The 20374-nt window shown below is 70.8% G+C and carries 19 protein-coding genes; 7 read left to right on the top strand and 12 right to left on the bottom strand.

Going from position 1 to position 20374, the window contains the following annotated elements; translation table 11 throughout:
• The first annotated feature begins 6 nt into the window (after nucleotides 1-6).
• Nucleotides 7-2907 carry a BTAD domain-containing putative transcriptional regulator gene (locus AB0J87_RS29435; RefSeq protein ID WP_363970259.1) on the top strand — a complete coding sequence of 967 codons (2901 nt, stop codon included), beginning with the start codon at nucleotides 7-9 and terminating at the stop codon, nucleotides 2905-2907.
• On the opposite strand, the gene AB0J87_RS29430 is transcribed toward AB0J87_RS29435, so the two are convergent.
• Together AB0J87_RS29430 and AB0J87_RS29425 are read right to left on the bottom strand one after the other, a co-directional pair.
• Nucleotides 2829-4145: an FAD-dependent monooxygenase gene (locus tag AB0J87_RS29430; RefSeq protein WP_363970258.1), complete on the bottom strand. Its 1317-nt coding sequence runs from the start codon at nucleotides 4143-4145 to the stop codon at nucleotides 2829-2831. The two genes, AB0J87_RS29435 and AB0J87_RS29430, sit on opposite strands and share 79 nt — an antisense overlap.
• A 69-nt stretch (nucleotides 4146-4214) precedes the next feature.
• Nucleotides 4215-5054, bottom strand: coding sequence for a phosphotransferase (locus tag AB0J87_RS29425; protein WP_363971076.1), 840 nt, complete (start codon nucleotides 5052-5054; stop codon nucleotides 4215-4217).
• Between the two features lie 234 nt (nucleotides 5055-5288).
• Here AB0J87_RS29425 and AB0J87_RS29420 point away from each other — a divergent pair, with 234 nt between their 5' ends.
• Entirely contained in the window at nucleotides 5289-6215 is a 927-nt protein-coding gene (locus tag AB0J87_RS29420; protein ID WP_363970256.1) for an acyl-CoA desaturase, read from the top strand.
• On the opposite strand, the gene AB0J87_RS29415 is transcribed toward AB0J87_RS29420, so the two are convergent.
• Entirely contained in the window at nucleotides 6184-6405 is a 222-nt protein-coding gene (locus AB0J87_RS29415) for a hypothetical protein (RefSeq protein WP_350738358.1), read from the bottom strand. The genes AB0J87_RS29420 and AB0J87_RS29415 overlap by 32 nt on opposite strands.
• Nucleotides 6406-6456: 51 nt before the next feature.
• Here AB0J87_RS29415 and AB0J87_RS29410 point away from each other — a divergent pair, with 51 nt between their 5' ends.
• The 4 genes from AB0J87_RS29410 to AB0J87_RS29395 all read left to right on the top strand — a co-directional run bounded on the left by AB0J87_RS29410 (nucleotide 6457) and on the right by AB0J87_RS29395 (nucleotide 10317).
• Nucleotides 6457-7584 carry a sensor histidine kinase gene (locus tag AB0J87_RS29410; RefSeq protein ID WP_363970254.1) on the top strand — a complete coding sequence of 376 codons (1128 nt, stop codon included), beginning with the start codon at nucleotides 6457-6459 and terminating at the stop codon, nucleotides 7582-7584.
• Nucleotides 7581-8249, top strand: a complete 669-nt coding sequence (locus AB0J87_RS29405) for a response regulator transcription factor (protein WP_363970252.1) — start codon at nucleotides 7581-7583, stop codon at nucleotides 8247-8249. Before AB0J87_RS29410 ends, AB0J87_RS29405 begins: the two co-directional genes overlap by 4 nt.
• A gap of 97 nt (nucleotides 8250-8346) precedes the next feature.
• Nucleotides 8347-9585 carry a cytochrome ubiquinol oxidase subunit I gene (locus AB0J87_RS29400; RefSeq protein ID WP_363970250.1) on the top strand — a complete coding sequence of 413 codons (1239 nt, stop codon included), beginning with the start codon at nucleotides 8347-8349 and terminating at the stop codon, nucleotides 9583-9585.
• Nucleotides 9586-9594: 9 nt separating this feature from the next.
• Nucleotides 9595-10317 carry a cytochrome d ubiquinol oxidase subunit II gene (locus AB0J87_RS29395; RefSeq protein ID WP_363970248.1) on the top strand — a complete coding sequence of 241 codons (723 nt, stop codon included), beginning with the start codon at nucleotides 9595-9597 and terminating at the stop codon, nucleotides 10315-10317.
• A 22-nt stretch (nucleotides 10318-10339) separates the two neighbouring features.
• On the opposite strand, the gene AB0J87_RS29390 is transcribed toward AB0J87_RS29395, so the two are convergent.
• Genes AB0J87_RS29390 through AB0J87_RS29380 form a run of 3 tightly spaced genes read right to left on the bottom strand, consistent with a single transcriptional unit; the run spans nucleotide 10340 to nucleotide 13618 of the window.
• On the bottom strand, nucleotides 10340-12088 hold the full coding sequence (locus AB0J87_RS29390; protein ID WP_363970246.1) for a 5'-nucleotidase C-terminal domain-containing protein: 1749 nt from the start codon (nucleotides 12086-12088) through the stop codon (nucleotides 10340-10342).
• A 24-nt stretch (nucleotides 12089-12112) separates the two neighbouring features.
• A complete protein-coding gene (locus AB0J87_RS29385; protein WP_363970244.1) occupies nucleotides 12113-12880 on the bottom strand; it encodes an alpha/beta hydrolase in 768 nt (255 codons plus the stop codon).
• A gap of 9 nt (nucleotides 12881-12889) precedes the next feature.
• Nucleotides 12890-13618 (bottom strand): SDR family oxidoreductase, encoded by a 729-nt coding sequence (locus tag AB0J87_RS29380; RefSeq protein WP_363970242.1) that lies wholly within the window; start codon nucleotides 13616-13618, stop codon nucleotides 12890-12892.
• Between the two features lie 70 nt (nucleotides 13619-13688).
• Here AB0J87_RS29380 and AB0J87_RS29375 point away from each other — a divergent pair, with 70 nt between their 5' ends.
• Nucleotides 13689-14282: a TetR/AcrR family transcriptional regulator gene (locus AB0J87_RS29375; protein ID WP_363970240.1), complete on the top strand. Its 594-nt coding sequence runs from the start codon at nucleotides 13689-13691 to the stop codon at nucleotides 14280-14282.
• A 179-nt stretch (nucleotides 14283-14461) separates the two neighbouring features.
• Here the strand turns inward: AB0J87_RS29375 and AB0J87_RS29370 are convergent, their stop codons facing one another.
• The 6 genes from AB0J87_RS29370 to AB0J87_RS29345 form a co-directional block, all read right to left on the bottom strand.
• Complete coding sequence (locus AB0J87_RS29370; protein ID WP_363970238.1) at nucleotides 14462-15538, bottom strand: SPFH domain-containing protein; 1077 nt, start codon at nucleotides 15536-15538, stop codon at nucleotides 14462-14464.
• Between the two features lie 3 nt (nucleotides 15539-15541).
• Nucleotides 15542-15973 carry an NfeD family protein gene (locus tag AB0J87_RS29365; RefSeq protein ID WP_350738386.1) on the bottom strand — a complete coding sequence of 144 codons (432 nt, stop codon included), beginning with the start codon at nucleotides 15971-15973 and terminating at the stop codon, nucleotides 15542-15544.
• Between the two features lie 72 nt (nucleotides 15974-16045).
• Nucleotides 16046-17218 (bottom strand): Ig-like domain-containing protein, encoded by a 1173-nt coding sequence (locus AB0J87_RS29360; protein WP_363970236.1) that lies wholly within the window; start codon nucleotides 17216-17218, stop codon nucleotides 16046-16048.
• Between the two features lie 74 nt (nucleotides 17219-17292).
• Nucleotides 17293-18396: a fumarylacetoacetase gene (gene fahA / locus AB0J87_RS29355; RefSeq protein ID WP_363970234.1), complete on the bottom strand. Its 1104-nt coding sequence runs from the start codon at nucleotides 18394-18396 to the stop codon at nucleotides 17293-17295.
• Between the two features lie 14 nt (nucleotides 18397-18410).
• Nucleotides 18411-19184, bottom strand: a complete 774-nt coding sequence (locus tag AB0J87_RS29350; protein WP_363970232.1) for a hypothetical protein — start codon at nucleotides 19182-19184, stop codon at nucleotides 18411-18413.
• Entirely contained in the window at nucleotides 19166-20335 is a 1170-nt protein-coding gene (locus AB0J87_RS29345) for a homogentisate 1,2-dioxygenase domain-containing protein (protein WP_350738398.1), read from the bottom strand. The genes AB0J87_RS29350 and AB0J87_RS29345 overlap by 19 nt, the downstream gene beginning before the upstream one ends.
• Nucleotides 20336-20374: the final 39 nt, after the last annotated feature.

Below are 20374 nucleotides of genomic sequence, written 5' to 3'. Positions count from 1 at the left end.
GGGTGGATGCGGGTCGGGATTCTGGGGCCGCTTCAGGTGGCGGGGGGCGCGGTCGGCGGTGCCCGGGTGCGGGCGCTGTTGGTGCGGCTGGCGCTCGACCCCGGACGCGTCGTGACCACGGACAGGCTGATCGACGACCTGTGGCCGGGTGAGGCGCCGGCGCATCCGATGGCGGCGCTGCAGTCGCTGGTGTCCAGGGCGCGCAGGGAGGCGCCGGGCGTGATCTCGTCCCATCCCGCCGGATATGCGTTGGATGTGCCGCCGGGTGAGGTGGACGCGTGGGCGTTCGAGCGGCTCGTACGGGCCGGTGACGTGCGCCGGGCACTGGCGTTGTGGCGGGGTCCGGCGCTGGCCGACGCGGCCGACCTGCCCTTCGCCACGGCCCCGGCGGCCCGCCTGGAGGAGCTGCGCCTGACCGCCCTGGCCACGAGGATCGCCGCCGACCTGAACACGACGATCACCACCGATCCGGCCACTGCCCAGGGCGCCACAACCGCCGACCACCCCGACCACCCCGAACGGGGGGCTGGGCTGGTGGCGGAGTTGGAGGGGTTGGTTGCCGCGCATCCCTTACGGGAGCCGTTCCACGCCCTGCTCATGCGCGCCCTCACCACCCAGGGCCGGCGGGCCGAAGCGCTCGCGCTCTTCGAGCGGATCAAGGCGGCCCTGGCCGAGGAGCTGGGCGTGGACCCGGGGCCCGAGCTGCGGGAAGCCCACCTGGAGGCGCTGCGGGACGCCGAGCCGAAGAGCAACCTGCCCGCCCGCCTCACGAGCTTCGTGGGCCGCTCCGAGGACATGTCCCGGCTGAAGGACCGGCTCGGCAGGGCCAGGCTGGTCACGCTCGTCGGGCCGGGCGGCGCGGGGAAGACGCGGCTGGCCGTGGAGGTGGCCGCGGGCCTGCACGTGCCGGACGGCGTGTGGCTGGTCGAGCTCGCCACCGCCACCGGCGTACGGGCCGCCCTGGAGGGCGCGCTCAGGACGACCGACCCGGTCAGGGCCCTGCGCGGCACCGCGCCGCTGATCGTGCTGGACAACTGCGAGCACGTGATCGAGGAGGCCGCCACGACGGCCCGCACGCTGCTATCCGAGGTGGCGGGCCTGCGGATCCTCGCCACCAGCAGGGAGCCGCTCGACATCCCCGGCGAGACCCTGCACCACGTGCTGCCGCTGCCCGAGGGGAAGGCGGCCGAGCTGTTCGCGGAGCGGGCCGCCGCCGCCCGGCCCGACCTGCGGGTAGAGCCGGAAGAGGCAGCGCGGATCTGCCGCGAGCTGGACGGCATCCCGCTGGCCATCGAGCTGGCCGCCGCGCGCCTGCGTACGATGCCGCTGTCCGTCCTGGTGCGGCAGCTCGGCGACCGGCTGGCCTTCCGCGGCGGCCGTACGGCGGAGCCGCGCCACCGCACCATGCGCGCGGTCATCGACTGGAGCTGGAACCTGCTCTCCGACCGCGAACGCGAGCTGCTCAGGGGCCTGACGGTGTTCTCGGGCGGCGCCACGTACGAGGCGATCTCCCAGGTCTGCGGCGGCGACCTCGACCTGCTCTCCTCGCTGGTGGACAAGTCGCTCATCGCGGTCTCCGGCGACCGCTACACCATGCTGGAGACCATCAGGCAGTACGCCGCCGCCGACCTCCCCGAGCTGCGCCAGACCCACGCCCGCTACTACACCGAGCTGGCCGAGACCGCCGACCCCCACCTGCGGACCGGCGAACAGCTCAAGTGGCTGGCCGTGCTGGACGCCGAGCAGGGCAACCTGGACGCGGCGCTGCGCCACTCCGACGACCCGCTCCGGGTGATCCTGCCGCGGCTCTGGTCGTGGATCATCCGCGGCCGGCATCGCGAGATCAACGAGCAGGCCGCGTCGGTGCTGCGAAGAGTGGGCGACACGCCGCCGCCGGGGCGGGAGCTGGCGCACGGGATCTGCCGGGTGCTGGCGGGGTTCGCGCCGACCGAGGCGGTGCTGGAGTCCGACCATCCCGCCGCCCTGAACTCGTGGGCGCTGGCCGGGGTCGGGACGCCCGCCGACGTGGTGAGCCTCACCGAGCGGCAGTCGGGGCGGCTGCGCGACCATCCCGACCTGTGGACGAGGTCGGCGGCGCTGCTGGCCACCGGCATCGTGCGGTTCGAGTACGGGGCGGTGGCCGGGGCCGAGGACCTGCTGGTGCCGGCGGTCGACGGGTTCAGGGCCGTCGGGGACCGGTGGGGGCAGTGGGCCGGGCTCTTCTGGTTGTCGCTGGTCGCGGAGAACCACGGGGACTTCGCCACGGCGGTAACCCTGGCCGAGGAGCCGGAGCGGCTGGCCACCGAGCTGTCCGGGCTCGACACGCCGCTCGGGCCGATGACGTTCCTGATCCGGGTCGGCCAGCTCAAAGGGCGGGCGGGCGATCATGCCGGAGCGGCCCGCGCGCTCGGACAGGCGTGGGAGTCGGCCGTGCGGTCCGACGACCAGGCGATCGTGGCCAGGGTCATGCACGCCAGGGCCGAGCTGGCCAGGCGCACCGGCCACCCGGAGGAGGCCGCCCGGCTGCTGGAGACGGCACTGGCGCTCGACGTCGAAGTGTCAGCCCAGCTCAGGGCGTACATGAACGTCGAGCTCGCCCGGGTCCGCGAGCCCCGCGAGCCGCTGCGCCGGGCCCTGGAGCTGATGGCCACGTGCTCCGACAGGACCGCGCGGGCGACCGTGCTGGAAGGGGTGGCCGAGCACCTGGAGCCGGAGGCGTCCGCCGAGCTGCTCGGCGCCGCGCGGGCGCTGAGAGGGATCGGCGAGTCCGCCGACCCTCACGTCAACGAGCTGGCCGCCAGGTGCCGGGCCGCGCTGGGCGAGCACGGCTACCGCGAGGCGTCGGCGAGGGGCGCGTCGATCCCGAACCCGGAGAGGTACGCGCTGAGGCCGCTCTCGTCCCCGTGATAGCCGATGTAGCCGTCGGGGCGGACGAGGATGACGCCCTCCTGGCCGTCGAGCGGCGGCAGCACCGTGAACGGGTACGCCGTCTCCGTGTCGGCCAGCAGCAGGAAGCCGGTGCCGCGCTGCTCGGCGAAGAGCGCGCCGAGCCGTTCGCCGCCGCGCTCGCCCACGGACAGCGGGCTGCCCAGGTAGGCCAGGCCGAGCTGGTTGGTGTCGTCGCCGCGCTTGTTGTCCTGCTCCCGGTACAGGCGGGTGCTGAGGCCCAGCACGTGCTCGGCAACCGCCATCCGCTCGTCCTCGTACGTGTCCAGCAGCGCCTCGGTGCCGACGGCCAGCTTCCAGCCCAGGTTGTAGGCGTCCTGCACGCCGGTGTTGAGCCCCTGGCCGCCCGCCGGAGTGTGCACGTGGGCCGCGTCGCCGGCCAGGAACACCCGGCCGACCCGGAACCGGTCAGCCATGCGGATGTTGACGCGGTACTCGGACCGCCACAGGATCTCCTCGATCCGCACATGCGGCGCGTGCTCGGCGACGAGCGCGATCAGGTCGTCGTCACCGGTGTACGGGGCGACGAGCTGGAAGACGTCGGTGTTCGGCAGCGGGCAGAGCGTGAAGTGGACCTTCTGCTCGGCCGGCGAGCCCCACACGTGCCAGTGCTCGCGGTCCAGGTCGCCGGTCCTGACGTCGGCCAGCAGCATGCGCTCGCTCTCGAACGTGTCGCCGACGAAGCCGACGCCCAGCTGCTTGCGTACGACGCTGCGACCGCCGTCCGCGCCCACCAGGTAAGCGCAGCGGACCTGCTCGCCGCTGCCCAGGGTGACGGTCACGCCGTCCTCGTCCTGCTCGAAGCCGGTCACCTCGGCCCCGAACTCGACCTCGCGCCCCAGCTCGGCCAGCCGGTCGCGCAGGATCTGCTCGGTCCGCCACTGCGGCTGCATGATCAGGTTGGGGTACGGCACGTCGGCGGACGGCTCGCGGATCTCGTCCATCCGGCCCTCCCAGACCACCTGGTCGCCCTGGTAGCTGCGCAGGCTCGGGTACTCGCGGCCGGTGGCGAGGATCTCGTCGACCACGCCGAGGTCGTCGAAGACCTCCAGCGTGCGCGGCTGCAGGCCCTTGCCGCGCACGCCCGCGGGCGGCTGCGGCGACTTCTCGACGATGCGGAGGTCGACGCCTCTGCGGGCCAGCTCGATGGCCAGGGTCAGTCCGGTCGGCCCGGAGCCGACGATCAGCACGTGTGTCATGCCGAGGACGATGCCTGGGGGCACTGTCAGATCTCTGTCAGCCGCTGCCATGCCCGTTCCCGGGCCTTTTCAGGGACGCAATTTGTGGAACAGCGCCACGCGGTCGCGGTGGTATTCGAGGTCGTCCTCGTCGTGCCGCACCCCCGCGCGCACGGCTTTCCGGAAGTAGGCGTACTCCCTGCGGAGCTTGTGCCTGATGAGCTGGGCCAGCGCCTCCTCGTCCAGCTCTCCGGCGGTGCCCCCGGCCTCGTGGTACGCCTCCACGAACGCCCGGCTCGGCCCCAGCTCGTCGTCCCCCCATTCGAGCGCGGCGGCGGCCAGCTCCACCTCCGGGGCGCCGACGAAGGTCTCGTCCCAGTCGAGGACCGCCACGATCCCGCCGTCCCTGGCGAGGGTGTTGCCGGTGTAGTAGTCGCCGTGGAGGGGGTGGCGCAGCGGGTGGCGGGCGTGGAACTCCGCCAGCCAGCGGTCGAGGGCGGGGTCGTCCAGTTCGAGGGCGTCCCGGGGCGGGTCGCCGTACAGGCCGGACTCCTGGAAGGCGGGCACCGGACGCGGCGGCGGGCGGAACGTGGCCAGCGACTCGTGCAGCCTGGCCAGCAGGCGGGCGCCCGCCGCGCGCTGGGCGGGCACGTCGGAGTCCGGCCACTCGCCCTCGACGTACGGCCAGCAGGAGATCGGACGGCCCGCCACCATGACGACCGTCGCTCCGTCGCGGGCCGGCACGGGTGCGACGGCCTCCGGGAGCGTGCCGGCGGCGTGGCGGGCGATCGCGTGACACCACTCGCTCTCGGCGGCTGTGCGCCCCACCGGTCCGACGCGGATAACATGGCCGTCAAGCCGGTACGCGGCGGATTCTTCGCCACCGTGCAATCGTTCGCCGTTTCCCGTGACATCCCAGGTCAGCGCCATGGCCGCACGGATTTCCGGAGTAAGCGGGATATCGGCATAGATCACTCCGGAAAGCCTATCTTCCGGATCCGTCCCTGATGCGCAAAGGTTAGGGTCACCTACCTCGCACTTGTAAGGAGACCCGTGGCCAGTCCCGGCAGGCTCGACACCAGAGGCAGCGACTTCGCCCGACTAGCCCGTCAGATCACGGACGCCGGTCTTCTTGACCGGCGTCCCTTTTATTACGCGATCCGGATGACCATCATGGCCGCCGTCTACCTCGGCGGCTGGGCGCTGTTCGTCTGGCTCGGCGACTCGTGGCTGCAGCTTCTCGTGGCCGTCGCGCTGGCGGTCGTCTTCGCGCAACTCGGGTTCCTCGCCCACGATCTCGGGCACCGGCAGGTCTTCAGGACGCGGCGACCCAGCGACGTCGCGGGCCTGATCATCGGCAACCTCGCCATCGGGCTCGGCTGGGGCTGGTGGACCACCAAGCACAACCGCCACCACGCCAACCCCAACCACGAGGACCACGACCCCGACGTCTCCCCCGCCGTGATCGTCTGGTCGGAGGAGCAGGTCGCCAGGAGCATCGGCCTACCGCGATTTGTCGCGAAATATCAGGCTTACTGGTTCTTCCCGCTGCTGACGCTCGAGGCCTGGCACCTTCACATCGCCAGCGTCAAGGCCCTGTTCAAGCCCGAGGCCAAGCGGCGCGGGTCGGAGCTGACGATGCTCCTCACGCACTTCGTGCTCTACTTCGGCCTGGTCTTCACCATCCTGCCGGTCGGCAAGGCACTGCTGTTCCTGATCGTGCACCAGGGATTGTTCGGGATCTACCTGGGGTGCACGTTCGCGCCCAACCACAAGGGCATGCCGATCCTGACCGCGGAGGACAAGCTGGACTTCCTCCGCAAGCAGGTGCTGACCTCGCGGAACGTACGGGGCGGCCTGTTCGCGGACGTGGCGCTCGGCCAGCTCAACTACCAGATCGAGCATCATCTCTTCCCCAACATGCCGGCCCCCAACCTGCGCAGGGCGCAGCCGATCGTCGAGCGGTACTGCGCGGAGATCGGCGTCGACTACCTCCAGACCGGCCTGATCGAGTCGTACGGGCAGGCACTACGCCACCTGCACGAGGTCGGCGCCGCGCTCAGGCGCCCCCTTCCGACTCAAGGCGCCTGAGCAGCGAGTCGCGGCGGCCCTCGAGCTGAGCGATCAGCTCCTCCTGCTCGTCCGCCTGGCTGATCAACGCCGAGATCTCCACCTGGTCGGTCGCGCCCATGTCGCGACTCTGGTTGCGGAGGTCCTGGTTCTCGGCCCTCAGCCGGGCCAGGTCCTCTTCGACCTGCCGCAGGTCGTCCTTTGTGCTCATTTACGTGCTCTACCCAGATGCGCCCCGGCGATTACCCCCCAGAATGGGAGCATGCGCAAGCCGTCGACCAGCATGATCGTGTCACTCGTGGTGATCGCGGGTCTGCTGGTCGGCATGGCCATCACCTACGCGACCAGGGGCCAGACGCAGACCAACGTCCTCGACGTGGTGCTGCCGATCATCGCCTGCTGCGGCCTGCTGCTGCGGGAGCGCTATCCCGTCGGGGCGCTGCTCCTGGTAATGGTCTGCGTCGCCGCCTACTACCGGTACGCGGGGCTCGACGGGCCCGTCGTCATCCTGCCGTTCGTCAACCTCTACACGGCGGCCGAGAAGGGCCACCTCACCGCGGCCATCGCCATCGGGGCGGCGTCGCTGCTGGGCATGGGGCTCGGCGAGACCAGCGGCGTCAGGCACGTCGAGAACAGCCTGTTCCTCATGATCGCCGGCTGGGAGGTGGCGGCGGTCGCGTTCGGCAGCGTCACCCGCAGCCGCCGCCTCTACCTGCAGGCCGTCGAGCAGCGCGCGCTCGAAGCCGAGCACAGCAAGGAGGAGGAGGCCAGGCGGCGGGCGAGCGAGGAGCGGCTGCGGATCGCGCGCGAGCTGCACGACGTGCTCGGGCACAACGTCTCCATGATCAACGTGCAGGCCGCGGCGGCGCTGCACGGGCTCAGGAAGCGGCCGGAGGACGCCGAGACGGCACTGCGGACGATCAAGGACACCAGCAAGGAGACGCTGCGCGAGCTGCGGACCACGCTGGGCGTGCTGCGCCAGGTGGACGAGGACGCGCCGACCGCCCCCGCCGACAGCCTGTCCCGGGTGGACGCGCTGGTCGCGGCGTCGGGGCTGGAGGTGCGCACGGATCTGTCGGGGCCGCTCGACGCCGTGCCGACCGAGGTGGACCTGGCCGCCGCCCGCATCGTGAGGGAGGCGCTGACCAACGTCTCCCGTCATTCCGGAGCGAAGCAGGCCACCCTCACCATCAACAACACGTCCGGAAATATCATGATCCGTGTGGAGGATGACGGGCCGGGCGCCACGTACGACGGGGGCAGCGGCTTCGGCCTGCAGGGCATGCGCGAGCGCGCCACCGCGCTCGGCGGCACCCTGGAGGCGGGCCCGCGTCCCGAGGGCGGCTTCAGCGTCGTCGCCCGGCTGCCGCTCGGGAATGGGGCTCGATGATCCGCGTACTGCTCGCCGACGACCAGACCCTGGTACGGGCCGGGTTCCGGTCCATACTCAGCGACGAGGACGACTTCGAGGTCGTCGCCGAGGCCGCCAACGGCGCGGCGGCCGTGGCCGGAGCCCGCGAGCACCGCCCCGACGTGGTGCTCATGGACATCCGCATGCCGGAGCTCGACGGCCTGGAGGCCACCCGGCAGATCTCCGGCGACCCCCGGCTCGAGAACGTCAAGGTGATCATCCTGACCACGTTCGACCTGGACGACTACGTGTACGGCGCGCTGCGCGCCGGCGCGAGCGGCTTCCTGGTCAAGGACACCGAGCCGGCCGAGCTGATCCACGCCGTCAGGGTCGTGGCCAGGGGCGACGCGCTGATCGCGCCGTCGATCACGCGGCGGCTGATCGCCGAGTTCGCCGGGCGGGTCAAGCGCCCCGAGCCCGGCCCCGAGCTGAACGCGCTCACCGAACGCGAGCGCGAGGTCATGGCGCTGGTCGCCTGCGGCCTGTCGAACGACGAGATCGCGGCCCGGCTCGTGCTCAGCCCCGCCACGGCGAAGACGCACGTCAGCCGCATCATGACCAAGCTGTCGGTCCGCGACCGGGCCCAGCTCGTGATCATCGCGTACGAGGCCGGCATGATCATCCCGGGCTGGGCTACTCCCTGAGTCGTAGCCCGGGAGCCCTCGTGCGACCCGGGATGTACGCCGGGTTGCCGCCCGGGCATGACGCGGCGGGCGAAGCCGTACCGGGACGCTCTGGGGCATGGACACCGTGGACCTGGCCCGCCTGCAGTTCGCGCTCACGGCGGGCACGCACTTCCTGTTCGTGGCGCTGACGCTCGGCCTGGCGACACTGGTCGCCGTCATCCAGACCCGGGCCACCTTCAGCGGCGATCCCGTGCATCTGCGGATGACGCGGTTCTGGGGCCAACTCTACATCATCAACTACGCGATGGGCATCGTCACGGGGCTGGTCATGGAGTTCCAGCTCGGGCTGTCGTGGAGCGGGCTCACGGAGTACGCGGGCAACGTCTTCGGGTCGGCGCTGGCCATCGAGACGCTGGTGGCGTTCTTCGTCGAGTCCACGTTCCTGGGCCTGTGGATCTTCGGCTGGGACAAGCTGAACCGGTGGGCCCACCTGGCGGTGATCTGGGTCGTGACGCTGACCGCGTACGCGTCGGCGTTCTGGATCATGGTCGCGAACGGCTTCCTGCAGCACCCGGTCGGCCACGTGCTGGACGGCGGCGTGCTGCGACTGGCGGACCTCGGGGCCATGGTGGGCAATCCGGCCGCGCTGATCGCGTTCGGGCACGTGCTGGGCGGGGCGATGATCACCGGCGGGTTCTTCATGGCCGGGGTGAGCGCCTACCACCTGCGTAAGCGCACCGCCGAGCAGGACTTCTTCCGCAAGTCGCTGCGCATCGGGATCGGTGTGGCGCTGCCCGCGCTGTTCTTCACCGTGACCTTCGGCGGGATCTCGTTCCAGACCCTGCAGCCGACCAAATCGGCGGCGTGGACGGGCGATCCGGACCGGCTGGCCGAGGCGCAGGCCCAGATGGTGGCGGCGCACGGTCCCGGCGACTACCTGCCGCCCGCGGGCCCCGTGCAGGCGGCGGGCATCACGATGATGCTGCTCTGGCTGGTGATGACCGCGGTCGCGGCGCTGAGCTTCGTGCTGATGCTCATCCGGCCCGTCGTACGCGGGTTCAGGCCGTGGCACTGGCTGCTGACCCTGATGATCCCGGTCCCGTTCGTGACCATGCTGGCCGGCTGGATCTTCCGGGAGCTGGGGCGCCAGCCGTGGGCCGTGTTCGGGCTGCTGAGGACGGCCGACGCGATGTCACCGGTGACCGCGGCCCAGATGCGCTTCTCGATCATCGCCTTCGCCACGGTGTTCGCGGTGCTGATCGCGATCAACTACTGGCTGCTGGCCAGGCACGCCCGCCGCGGGCCCGGCGCGGAGTCGCTGGGCGCCCCCGCCACCCCCGCACTGAGCTTCTGAGGAGCCGTCATGGAGATCTTCGTCTTGGCCTTCTTCGCGCTCGGCTACCTCGTGCTGGCCGGGGCCGACATCGGGGTCGGCATGGTGCTGCCGTACCTGGGCCGGACGGCGGCCGAGCGCCGCGAGGTGATCGCCGCCATCGCGCCGTTCTTCCTGGGTAACGAGGTGTGGCTGGTCGCCACGGCGGGGGTGCTGGCCGGGCTGTTCCCCGAGCTGGAGGGCGAGCTGCTGAGCGGCAACTACACGGCCGTCGTGGCGCTGGTCCTGTCGTGGGTCGTGCGTGACATGGGGCTGTGGCTGCGGGGGCGGATGCCGGGGCCGCGGTGGCAGACGTTCTGGGACGGCGCGATCGTGGCCGGGAGCTGGGGGCTGGCGCTGAGCTGGGGGGCGCTGCTGAGCCACGTACTGGTCGGCATGGCGTCCGCCCTCGTGGTGGCCGTGCTGTTCGCCACGCACGGGCTGGCGTTCGCGGCCCTGCGGCTGCGCGGGACGCTGCGGGAGCGGGCGGCCTTGCTGTCGGGCGGGGCGGGCGAGGCCCGCACCTACCTGCTGACGGCCGCCGCGCTGACGGCGGTGGGGATTTTGGCCGGGCTCCGGCTGCCGCTGGAGCCCGGCACCTCCGGCCCCGTGCTGGTGCCGGTGATCCTGACCCTGATCCCGCTGCTGGTGGCCGCCCAGGGCTGGGTGTGGTGGACGTTCAGGCATCGGGTCACGGGGCCGTCCTATCTGTGACGGCCTATCTGTGAACGGCGGGTCAGAAGACGGGAACCCCGTCCCTGGTCAGCTTCCAGTTCTGGACGGCGAACCCGCTTGGGTCGATAGTGCCCTTCGCGGTGGCGTACTCGATCAGCGCCTGCCGGATCTCCACCTGCGCGTTGTAGAGCACCGGCGCGCCGGTGACGTGCGGGAAGCCGCCGCCGCCCGACTGCCGGTAGTTGTTGATCGCGACCACGAACTCCTTGCCGGCCGGGACCGGCGCGCCGTCGTAGGACAGGTTGGCGATCCGCTGGCCCACCGGCTTGGAGATGTCGATGTCGTACGACACCCCGGAGAGCTGGTCATAGTTGTAGTCGGGGGTGTTGCCGGCGTTCGTCAGCTTGGTCACGTCCACCGGGTCACCGGGAGCGAGCTGGTTGAAGTACTTGGCGGAGTACTCCAGGTAGTCCTTGATCTGCGCGCCGGTCAGCTTCACCGCCAGCAGCGTGTTGTCGTAGACGTACAGGCCGGCCACGTCCCTGACGCGGATGTCCCCGGCGGGGAAGACGGCGCTGCGGCTGAACGGCGCCGCGATCGACAGCACCGGCAGCGTGTTGTCCGGCAGCGCCTGCTTGACCGTCTCCACCTGCACCTGCTGGATGTAGTCCAGGATCGGCGTGTCCTTGTACGGCGACTCCGCGGCCGACAGCGCCTGGGCCGACTTGGCCACGACCTTGTTCACGTAACCCACGGTCGTGTCGTGCTGCGGCTTGAGCAGCTGGACGATCTTCGGGTCCTCCTGGACCGTGTTGGTGTTGATCGTGGCGGCGGACTTGCCGGTGACCACCCACCTTCCGTGCTGTTTGGTGAGCTGGAAGTCCAGCCTCGACAGGCGCTGGCCCCACCTGCCCGGCTCGGTCAGCAGCACCTGCTGACCGGTGACCTTGTTCGTGACGAACCGCTGCGGCACGTCGTTGTGCGCGTGCCCGAACAGCACCGCGTCGATGCCCGGCACCTGCTCGGCCACCATCGCGGAGGCGTTCTCGACCGGCAGGTCGCCGCCGTAGGACGACAGGCCGCTGTCGCCCGCGTGCGCGGTCACCACGACCACGTCCGCGCCCAGCCCGCGGATGACCGGCACCCACTTCTTCGCCGACTCGACCAGGTCGGTGAAGCGGAGCCTGCCCTCGACGTTCGCCTTGTCCCAGATGGCCACGCCGGGGTTGGTCAGCCCGAGCACGCCGACCTTGACCGGCTTGTCGCCGTTGACCTTCATGGTCTTGATCACGAACGGCTTGTACGCGGGCAGCCCCGTCCGGTCGTAGACCGCGTTCGCGCCGAGCACCGGTGCCCGCATCTGCTTGATCCAGGTGGCCAGCAGCGGCAGACCGTAGTTGAACTCGTGGTTGCCCAGCGTCACGGCGTCGTACCCGATGGCGTTCATGGCCTTGGCCATCGGGTGGATCTGGCCGGTCTGGGTGATCGGCTCGACCTTGGCGTAGTAGTACGCCAGCGGGGTGCCCTGGATGGTGTCACCCGAGTCGAACAGCAGCGTGCGGTCCGCCCCGCGCTCGGCCCTGATCTGGTTGACCAGCGAGGAGACCTTGGCCAGGCCGACGCTGTTGCCCGCGCTGTCGGCGTACGCGGCGTCCTTGAAGTAGTCCCAGTTGAGGACGTTGCTGTGGAGGTCGGACGTGCCCATGACGGTGACGGTGACCGAGGCGGCGCCGGCTTGCGCGGGGGGTGCCACCAGGACCAGCGCGCACAACGCGGCGGCCCCGGTGAGAGCGAGATTCTTGGTCTGCATGAGGCTGGAGCGTAACCAGGACGGTCAATCGGCGGATACGCGGGTGATGAACTCTCGGACAAGGGTCGTCACTTCGGCCGGTTTCTCGTGCAGGACGACGTGGCCGCTGTCCAGCTCGGCGTACTCGCTGCCGGGCAGGGCGGCGTGCAGCGCCCGGGCGTGCTCGACCGGGATCAGGTAGTCCCGGGTGTTGCCGACGACCAGCGTGGGCGCGGTGACCTTCGGCAGCAGGTCCCTGATGTCGAGGCGCAGGTCCAGCTCGATCTGGCGGCGGACGCCGTGCGGCGGCTCTCCGGCGGTGAGAGCCTGCGCGCCGACCGCGCTCACGTACTCCGGGCCGAACGCCACCAGCGGCCCGAACGCGGCGAAGCTCTCCGGGTCCGTCGCCGCCAGCCTGGCCCACGTGCGCAGGCCCAGCTCCAGCCGGGAGTCCTCCGCGTGCGTCCAGCCGGCGATCAGCACCAGCCGCCTGACCAGCTCCGGATGCTCGGCGGCGACCGCCACGGCCACGGCCGCGCCCAGCGAGAAGCCGACGAGGTCGGACGGGCCCTCGAACGTGGCCGCGACCTGCCCGGCGAGCAGGTCGAGCGTGAGGTCCCCGCCCGGGTCGGCGGTCTGGCCGCTGCCCGCGTAGTCAGGGGTGATGACCGTGCGCAGGCCGGTGAACTCCGGCACGAGGTGGGCGTAGTTGCTGACGGCGTCGCCGCCGGTGCCGTGCACCATGACGAGGCCGGGCCCGCTGCCCGCCCGCTGGTAGTGGACGGGGCCCGAGCTGTGGGTGACCGTGGGCATGCGAGGCTCCTAGAGGTTTCCGCCGCCGGTGGCGTCGATGGTGCTGCCGGTGATGAAGCTCGCCTCCGGCGAGGCGACGAAGGCCACCGCGTTCGCGATCTCGTCCACGTGGCCGATCCGGTTGAGGGCATGCCTGCTCGCCGCGTACGCCTGCGCCTGCGGGTCGCCGCGCAGCCAGCCCGCGTTGGTGTCGGTGTCGATGATGCCGGGGGCGACGTTGTTGACCGTGATGCCGCGCGGGCCCAGCTCCTTGGCCAGGGCCAGCGTGAACACCTGCACCGCGCCCTTCGTCATCGCGTACGCGATCCCCTCCGGGAAGGCGATGCGGGCCACGCCCGAGGTGATGTTGACGATCCGCCCGCCGTCGGGGATCAGCGGCAGCAGCTGCTGGGTGAGGAAGAACAGCCCCTTGACGTTGACGTCGAACAGCCGGTCGTACGCCTCGGGGGTCTCCTCGCCGATGGGCCGGGACATCCCGATTCCGGCGTTGTTGACCAGCACGTCGAGGACGTCCGTCTCGTCCTTCAGCCGCTCCGCCAGCGCCTGGCTCCCCTCGCCCAGATCGGCCTTCACGGCGAACGCGCTGCCGCCGTCCTTCTCGATCAGGCCGACGACCTCCTCGGCCGCCGCCTCGTCCCTGGCGTAGTTGACGGCCACGCGGAAGCCGTCCCCGGCCAGGCGCAGCGCGATGGCGCGGCCGATGCCCCTGCTGGCTCCCGTCACGAGCGCGGTCTTCATCCCGGCACCCCACCTTTCTTTAGCGATCGATACAGAAACCATAACATAGCGATCGCTATAGAATGTGGGCATGGCCAGACAGCGGGCGTTCGACAGGGAGGCAGCGCTGGAGACCGCGCTGCTCGCATTCTGGCGGCACGGCTACGAGGCGACCTCGATCGCCGAGCTGACCGCCGCCATGGGGATCCGCCCACCCAGCCTGTACGCGGCCTTCGGCGACAAGCGACGGCTGTTCGAGGAGGCGGTGCGGCGCTACCAGGAGACGTACGGCGCCTTCACGACCCGGGCCCTCGCCGAGGAACCGACCGGCCGCCAGGCCATCGAACGTGTGCTGCGCGAGGCCGCCGACGAGTATTCGAGCCGCTCGCATCCGACGGGGTGCCTGATCATCACGGCGGCGGTGAACTGCGGTCCGGAGTCGGCCGAGGTGGAGGAGCTGCTACGCGGCTTCAGGGAAGGCAGCAAGGCGGCGCTCAAGGCACGCATCGACGACGACCTGGCTGCCGGTCGCCTTCCCGCCGGCACGGACACGGCGGGGCTGGCGACCTTCTACGCCGCCATCATCCAGGGCATGTCCACCCAGTCCCGCGACGGCGCCACCCGGTCCGACCTCCACCACATCGCCGCTCTCGCCATGTCCGCCTGGCCCGTTGCATTCGAGTGACCACAGAACGTAGGGGACGTTGCCAGGGCTTCGCCACCTGTTCGAAGTCATCGCCTGAACCCGTCTGACTCAGACCTCACTCCTCGACCACTTCACCTCACCCTCGAGCGCGAAGCCTCACTCCTCGACCCTCAACCGGGGGCGCCCACCGGCTCGCGGCGGGCGCCCGGTCCGGGGTGTCAGCGCTCGGCCTCGGTGTGCTTGCGGTCCAGGTCGGGGAACGGGGACGGCTCCTCGACGCCCTGGGTGAGCTGGCGCGGGCCGTCGGGGCTCTCGGCGTCCTGCGCGTCCGCCACCGCCTCGGCCGCAGCCTCCGACGCCTTGGCCACCTCCTCGTCGAACTCCGACGTCTCCGGCGCCTCCTCCCGTGTCGCCGCCGACCGGGGCAGGGCCTCCGTGAACGCCCGGGAGACCCCCTGCAGCGCCGAGGTGACCTCGCTCGGGATCACCCAGAACGTGTTGCCGTCGCCCTGCGCGAGCTGCGGCAGCACCTGGAGGTACTGGTAGGCCAGCAGTTTCGGGTCGGGGTCGTTGCGGTGCACGGCCTGGAAGACCTGGTCGATGGCGCGCGACTGGCCCTCGGCCTCCAGGATGGCGGCGGTGCGCTGGCCCTCGGCACGCAGGATGCGGCTCTGCTTGTCGCCCTCCGCCGTGAGGATCTGCGACTGCCGCTGGCCCTCGGCGTTGAGGATCGCGGCGCGCTTGTCGCGTTCGGCCCGCATCTGCTTCTCCATCGCGTCCTTGATGGTCTTGGGCGGGTCGATGGCCTTGATCTCGACGCGGTTGACGCGGATGCCCCACTTGCCGGTGGCCTCGTCGAGCACGCCACGGAGCTGGCTGTTGATGGTGTCGCGCGAGGTGAGGGTCTTCTCCAGGTCCATGGAGCCGACGACGTTACGCAAGGTGGTGACGGTGAGCTGCTCGACGGCCTGGATGTAGTTGGCGATCTCGTACGCCGCCGCCCGCGGGTCGGTGACCTGGAAGTAGAGGACGGTGTCGATCTCGACGACCAGGTTGTCCTCGGTGATGACGGGCTGCGGCCGGAAGGAGACGACCTGTTCGCGCAGGTCGATCATGGGGTAGACGCGGTCGACGTAAGGGATGACGAAGTTGAGACCCGGCTTGAGCGTGCGGTGGTAGCGGCCGAGGCGCTCGACGTTGCGGGCCCGCGCCTGCGGGACGATCCGCACCGCCTTGAGCACGGTGAACACCGCGAAGAGTATGACGAGCAGTCCGACCAGCAACAGCGGATCCATGAGTCACTCCCGGGGATATACGAGGGCTGTCGCCCCTTCGATCTCGATGATGTCGACGGTCGCCCCCGTGGGGATCACCAGCGTCTCGTCGTAGGCGCGCGCCGACCACTCCTCGCCCCCGATGCGCACACGACCGTCGCGGCCCGTCACCTCCGAGACCACGTAGGCGGGCTTGCCGACGAGTGCTTCCACGCCGAACCGCTGCAGCGGAGGCTGCTTGATGTGGCGCATCGCGATCGGTCTGAGCACCATCAGACCGGCGGCGGACGACAGGGCGAAGCAGAGCAACTGCAGGGGGACGGGCAGCCCGATGGCGGCGGTGACGGCGGTGAGCAGAGCCGCCGCACCCAAAAGCCCGAGCGAGGCCGTAAGGGTGAATATTTCGGCCACGCCGAGGACTACCGCGAGGATTACCCAGATGATCCATTCATCCATGTCCGGCCCTCCTGATGGGACAACGGGCCTGAGTTCGCGACTGGTTCCCCCCTCTCTACCGTAATCCCGGAATCATCCCGGTGGCACCCGTGCCCCCGCGGGATCGGCTTCGGCCAGGGCGCTTCCCTCGCGCCACTTCTCCCACGGGAGCTGCCAGAAACCCCATCCGTTGTCCCAGCCGAGCTCCCGGTCGGTGCCGACGATCGTGACCGGGTCGCCGCGCAGGGAGGTGTCGTAGAACCAGGCCGCCTGGTCGGGCCTGGCGTTGATGCAGCCGTGGCTGACGTTGGCCCGGCCCTGCGCCCACACGTTGTCCTTCGCGTGCACGTATTCGCCGCTGTTGGAGATGCGCACGGCGTGGTCGATCAGCATGTCGTAGAAGCCGGGGTCGCCCTTGACACGCCCCGGGGAGACCATGCGGACCGGGTTGCCCTTGTCCATGGTCAGGTGGATGCCGCTGGTCGTGGTGTATTCGGGGGTGGTGGCCATGCCCGCGCTGATGGCCATCCGCTGCGCGATCGCACCGTCGCGGCGGACGACCATCTGGTGGGTCCGGGTGTCGATCGTGCTGGTCTGCCTGCGCCCGACGGTGAAGGCGAAGGTGGAGTCGGTGGTGCCGTAGAGGCCGCTGCCCGCGCGTACGCCGGCCAGATGCGCGGTCACCGTGACCTGCTGGTGAGGCGGCCAGAACCGCCGGGTGCGGTAGACCACCTGGGTGTCGCTGATCCACCGCCACGCACCCTCGACCGGCGTCTGCGCCTGGACCTCCAGCGCCCGCTCGACGGCCGCCTTGTCCTCCACCGGAGTGTCGAAGTCGATGACGACCGGCATGCCGGCGCCGACCGTCTCGCCCGGCAGCGGCGCCGTCGCGGCCACCTGGAACGACCTGACCGCGGCCCGGGTGTGGAAGCGGCCGACGGCGACCGTGGCCGGACCGCCGGCGCCGGTCGCCGTGACCGTCACCGAGTATTCGGCCGCGGGCTTGAGCGTCCAGGCGGAGCGCCACATCGTGTGGGAGCCGTCGAGCCGGCCGGGCACCTGCTCCCCGCTCTCCGAGACCAGCACCCGGCTGAGCGTGCCGCCGCGGGCCCTGACCACCAGGCCGCGGTCGGTGCGGGCCCGGGTGGAGTCGAACGCGGGCGAGACCCGCACGACCGGGGGCGCGGACGGGGGCCTGGCCGGCGCCGAGGAGCAGCCGCAGACCAGGAGGAGGAAGGCGACACAAGTCAGCACGGCCCGCCGCATGTCACTCCTGCTGTCCGAGGGAAGGGGGTGACATCAGGGTAGCGGCGAGTCAGCGGTCAAGCACGTTGAGTCACCTATACGATAGTTCCGGAAACCTCCCCCAATGTCACGGCGCCGGCGGTGGCCCGGATCGTCACCGTGTCCCCGTCCTCCAAGAACGAGCGCGTCTCGCCGTTCGCGAGCTTGAGCGGGTCGGTCCCGTTCCAGGTCAGCTCGATGAACGAGCCGCGCTCGCCGCGCGAGGGCCCCGAGATTGTGCCGCTGGCGAACAGGTCTCCGGTCCGCAGGGAGGCCCCGTTCACCGTCATGTGCGCGAGCATCTGGTCGGGCGTCCAGTACATGCTCGCGTACGGGGGCCGGGACACGACCTCCCCGTTGAGCAGGACCTCAAGGGAGATGTCCAGCCCCCAGTCCGCCCGCCTGCGCAGGTAGTCGACCGGCTCCGGGTCCTGGGCACGGCCGGGGACGCGGGGCAGCGCCTCCAGCGGCGTGATCCACGGCGAGATGGACGTGGCGAACGACTTGGCCAGGAACGGCCCGAGCGGCACGTACTCCCACGACTGGATGTCACGCGCGCTCCAGTCGTTGACCAGCGTCACCCCGAACACGTGGTCCTCGAAGGCCCCGGCGGGCGAGCCGAGCTCGGTGGGCACACCCACCACGAACCCCAGCTCCGCCTCGATGTCCAGCTTCGCGCACGGCCCGAACGCCCCGCGTCCGAGCTGCCCGTGCGGGCGTCTGACCGGCGTGCCCGACACCACGACCGTCCCGGCCCTGCCGTGGTAGCCGACGGGCAGGTGCCGCCAGTTGGGCTGCAGCGGCTCGGTGCCGGGCCGGAAGATCTGGCCGATGTTGCTCGCGTGGTCGATCGAGCAGTAGAAGTCGACGTAGTCGGCCACCTCGAACGGCATGTGCAGCCGCACCTGCTCCAGCGGGACCAGGTGCCGCTCGGTCACGGCGAGGTCGCCGGTGAGCTTGTTGCGGATCAGCGTCCTGGTGTCGTGCCAGGCCGTCCGCCCGCGGGCCATGAACGGGTTGAGCGAGGGCGCGTCGAAGACCTCGTCGTGCAGGGCGGGCGCCAGGTCGAGCACCTTGTCGCCGTACCGGACGCCCACGCGGGGCGCCTGGCCCGGACGCGAGAACACGCCGTAGGGCAGGTTGTCCACTCCCCAGCTCACGAAATTTCCCTCCGTCACGCGATCAGTCCCAGGGTGCGCAGGTCATCGACGGGGATGCTGGTGCTGCACGAGCCGTAGCTCACCAGCAGCCGCCGCGCCCGTTTCGCGGTCTCACTCGGTACGGACTGCGCGAGCCGTACGAGATGCCCGACGTCCGTGGCCCGCAGCACGGGCACCGGGTCGCGCCCGTCCACGGCCTCGCAGACCGCGAGCACCAGGTTCAGGAAGCCGTGCCGGTCGACGCCCAGCGCGGGGTCGAAGTGGCGTACGGCGTGGTGCAGCCCGGCCGTGGCCTTGAACGGGATGTCGTGCTCGACGCAGAACCCGATGAACGCCGCGAGATGCTCCGCCGACGGGAACGTGTCGGCCGTCAGCCCGCCGCAGCGCACCTTCAGCCCGACCCCGTCGGGCACCTCGACGCTCACCTTCCCCGCCGCCACCTCCACGAAGAGCCGCACTCCCGCCGGCAGCCGGAGCCGGCCGGCCAGCGCCTCGATCGTGAGGCCCGGCGGCAGCCGGGTCTCGACGAAGTCCACGGGCAGGTCGTCGAAGGGGGGCACCTCCTCCTGGTCGAGGATCAGCCCGATCCGCCGCGGCCGGTACTCCATGTCGCGCAGCCGGTGCAGCCGGCTGGCCGGGCACAGGAACCGGTGCGTGAGCACGGAGCTGCCGTGCTCCTGGTCGCGCCGGTTGCGGGCCAGCGCCTCGTCCATGTGCAGGGACGTCGGCGGGAACAGGCCCGCGTCGTCCACGAGTTCGGTGTAGACGCTCATCGTGACCAGGTCCACGCGTAGCCGGTGTCCTCGCAGGACAGCGCGCCCTGCCCGAGGTCGAGCGGGCGGAACGTGTCCACCATGACGGCCTTCTCGCTCGTCGTCGTGATGCCGCGGGAGACCGCGTCGATCACCGCCTCGACCGCACCGGGCTGCGGCCCGTGCGTGAACCCGGCGGGATGCAGCGAGATCGAGCCGATGTCGATGCCCGAGCCCTTGCGCGCGGAGTAGTCGCCGCCCACGTAGAACATGAACTCGTCGGAGTCCACATTGTGGTGGTTGTACGGGATCGGCACGGACTCCGGGTGGAAGTCGAGCGGCCTCGGGCAGAAGGAGCACACCACGAACCCCGGCCCCTCGAACGTCTGGTGGACGGGCGGCGGCGCGTGCGTCTTCTTCACGATCGGCTCGAAGTCATTGATGTTGAACGCGTACGGGTAGAGGTAGCCGTCCCAGCCCACCACGTCGAACGGGTGGTTGCGGTAGACCAGCCGGCTCAGCCCGCCCCGCGTGCGCACCAGCACCGGCACCTCCTCCCCCTCGACCGTGAACGGCTCGGCGGGGCTGCGCAGGTCGCGCTCGCAGTAGGGGGCGTGCTCCAGGAACTGCCCGTACTGCGACAGGTAGCGCTTGGGCGGCCTGATGTGCCCGGCCGCCTCGATGGCCAGCACGCTGACCTGGCCGTCCGGCACCCAGCGGTGGATCGTTCCGGTCGGGATGACGATGTAGTCGCCCTCGCCGGCCTCGATCACGCCGTACGTGGACTCGAAGCGGACCCGGCCGCCCTGCACGTAGACGCACTCGTCACCCATCGAGTCGCGGTAGAGCTCGCTCGGCCGGTCGCTGACGGCGTACGACAATCGGACGTCGCCGTTGCCCGCCAGCAGCATGCGTCCCGTGACCAGGTCGCCCGCGCTGGACAGCTCCTGCGTGCGGAAATGGCGCGGCGAGAGCGGCAGGTTGGGCTCCAGCCGGGTCTCCACCGTCGGTGTGACCGCCTCCGCCTTGACGATCGCGGTCGGCAGGTAGCGGTGGTAGAGCAGCGAGGAGTCGGACGAGAAGCCTTCCTCACCCATCAGCTCCTCGGCGTAGAGACCACCGTCCGGCCGTCTGAACTGCACGTGCCGCTTGCGCGGCACCTCCCCAACGACGCGGTAGTACGGCATCCGCTGCCTCCATGATGTCCGTTTATCGGACGAATACGT

Source organism: Nonomuraea sp. NPDC049625 (assembly GCF_040675285.1).
GTDB lineage: Bacteria > Actinomycetota > Actinomycetes > Streptosporangiales > Streptosporangiaceae > Nonomuraea > Nonomuraea angiospora_A.
Note: the sequence above shows the minus strand (reverse complement) of the source record. Positions and strands in the feature narration are given on the sequence as shown.

Coding starts and splice junctions, on each gene's coding strand:
- AB0J87_RS29435 (WP_363970259.1), top strand. CDS start 7: ATGCGGGTCGGGATTCTGGGGCCGCTTCAGGTGGCGGGGGGCGCGGTC.
- AB0J87_RS29430 (WP_363970258.1), bottom strand. CDS start 4,145: ATGACACACGTGCTGATCGTCGGCTCCGGGCCGACCGGACTGACCCTG.
- AB0J87_RS29425 (WP_363971076.1), bottom strand. CDS start 5,054: ATGGCGCTGACCTGGGATGTCACGGGAAACGGCGAACGATTGCACGGT.
- AB0J87_RS29420 (WP_363970256.1), top strand. CDS start 5,289: ATGACCATCATGGCCGCCGTCTACCTCGGCGGCTGGGCGCTGTTCGTC.
- AB0J87_RS29415 (WP_350738358.1), bottom strand. CDS start 6,405: ATGAGCACAAAGGACGACCTGCGGCAGGTCGAAGAGGACCTGGCCCGG.
- AB0J87_RS29410 (WP_363970254.1), top strand. CDS start 6,457: ATGCGCAAGCCGTCGACCAGCATGATCGTGTCACTCGTGGTGATCGCG.
- AB0J87_RS29405 (WP_363970252.1), top strand. CDS start 7,581: ATGATCCGCGTACTGCTCGCCGACGACCAGACCCTGGTACGGGCCGGG.
- AB0J87_RS29400 (WP_363970250.1), top strand. CDS start 8,347: ATGGACACCGTGGACCTGGCCCGCCTGCAGTTCGCGCTCACGGCGGGC.
- AB0J87_RS29395 (WP_363970248.1), top strand. CDS start 9,595: ATGGAGATCTTCGTCTTGGCCTTCTTCGCGCTCGGCTACCTCGTGCTG.
- AB0J87_RS29390 (WP_363970246.1), bottom strand. CDS start 12,088: ATGCAGACCAAGAATCTCGCTCTCACCGGGGCCGCCGCGTTGTGCGCG.
- AB0J87_RS29385 (WP_363970244.1), bottom strand. CDS start 12,880: ATGCCCACGGTCACCCACAGCTCGGGCCCCGTCCACTACCAGCGGGCG.
- AB0J87_RS29380 (WP_363970242.1), bottom strand. CDS start 13,618: ATGAAGACCGCGCTCGTGACGGGAGCCAGCAGGGGCATCGGCCGCGCC.
- AB0J87_RS29375 (WP_363970240.1), top strand. CDS start 13,689: ATGGCCAGACAGCGGGCGTTCGACAGGGAGGCAGCGCTGGAGACCGCG.
- AB0J87_RS29370 (WP_363970238.1), bottom strand. CDS start 15,538: ATGGATCCGCTGTTGCTGGTCGGACTGCTCGTCATACTCTTCGCGGTG.
- AB0J87_RS29365 (WP_350738386.1), bottom strand. CDS start 15,973: ATGGATGAATGGATCATCTGGGTAATCCTCGCGGTAGTCCTCGGCGTG.
- AB0J87_RS29360 (WP_363970236.1), bottom strand. CDS start 17,218: ATGCGGCGGGCCGTGCTGACTTGTGTCGCCTTCCTCCTCCTGGTCTGC.
- AB0J87_RS29345 (WP_350738398.1), bottom strand. CDS start 20,335: ATGCCGTACTACCGCGTCGTTGGGGAGGTGCCGCGCAAGCGGCACGTG.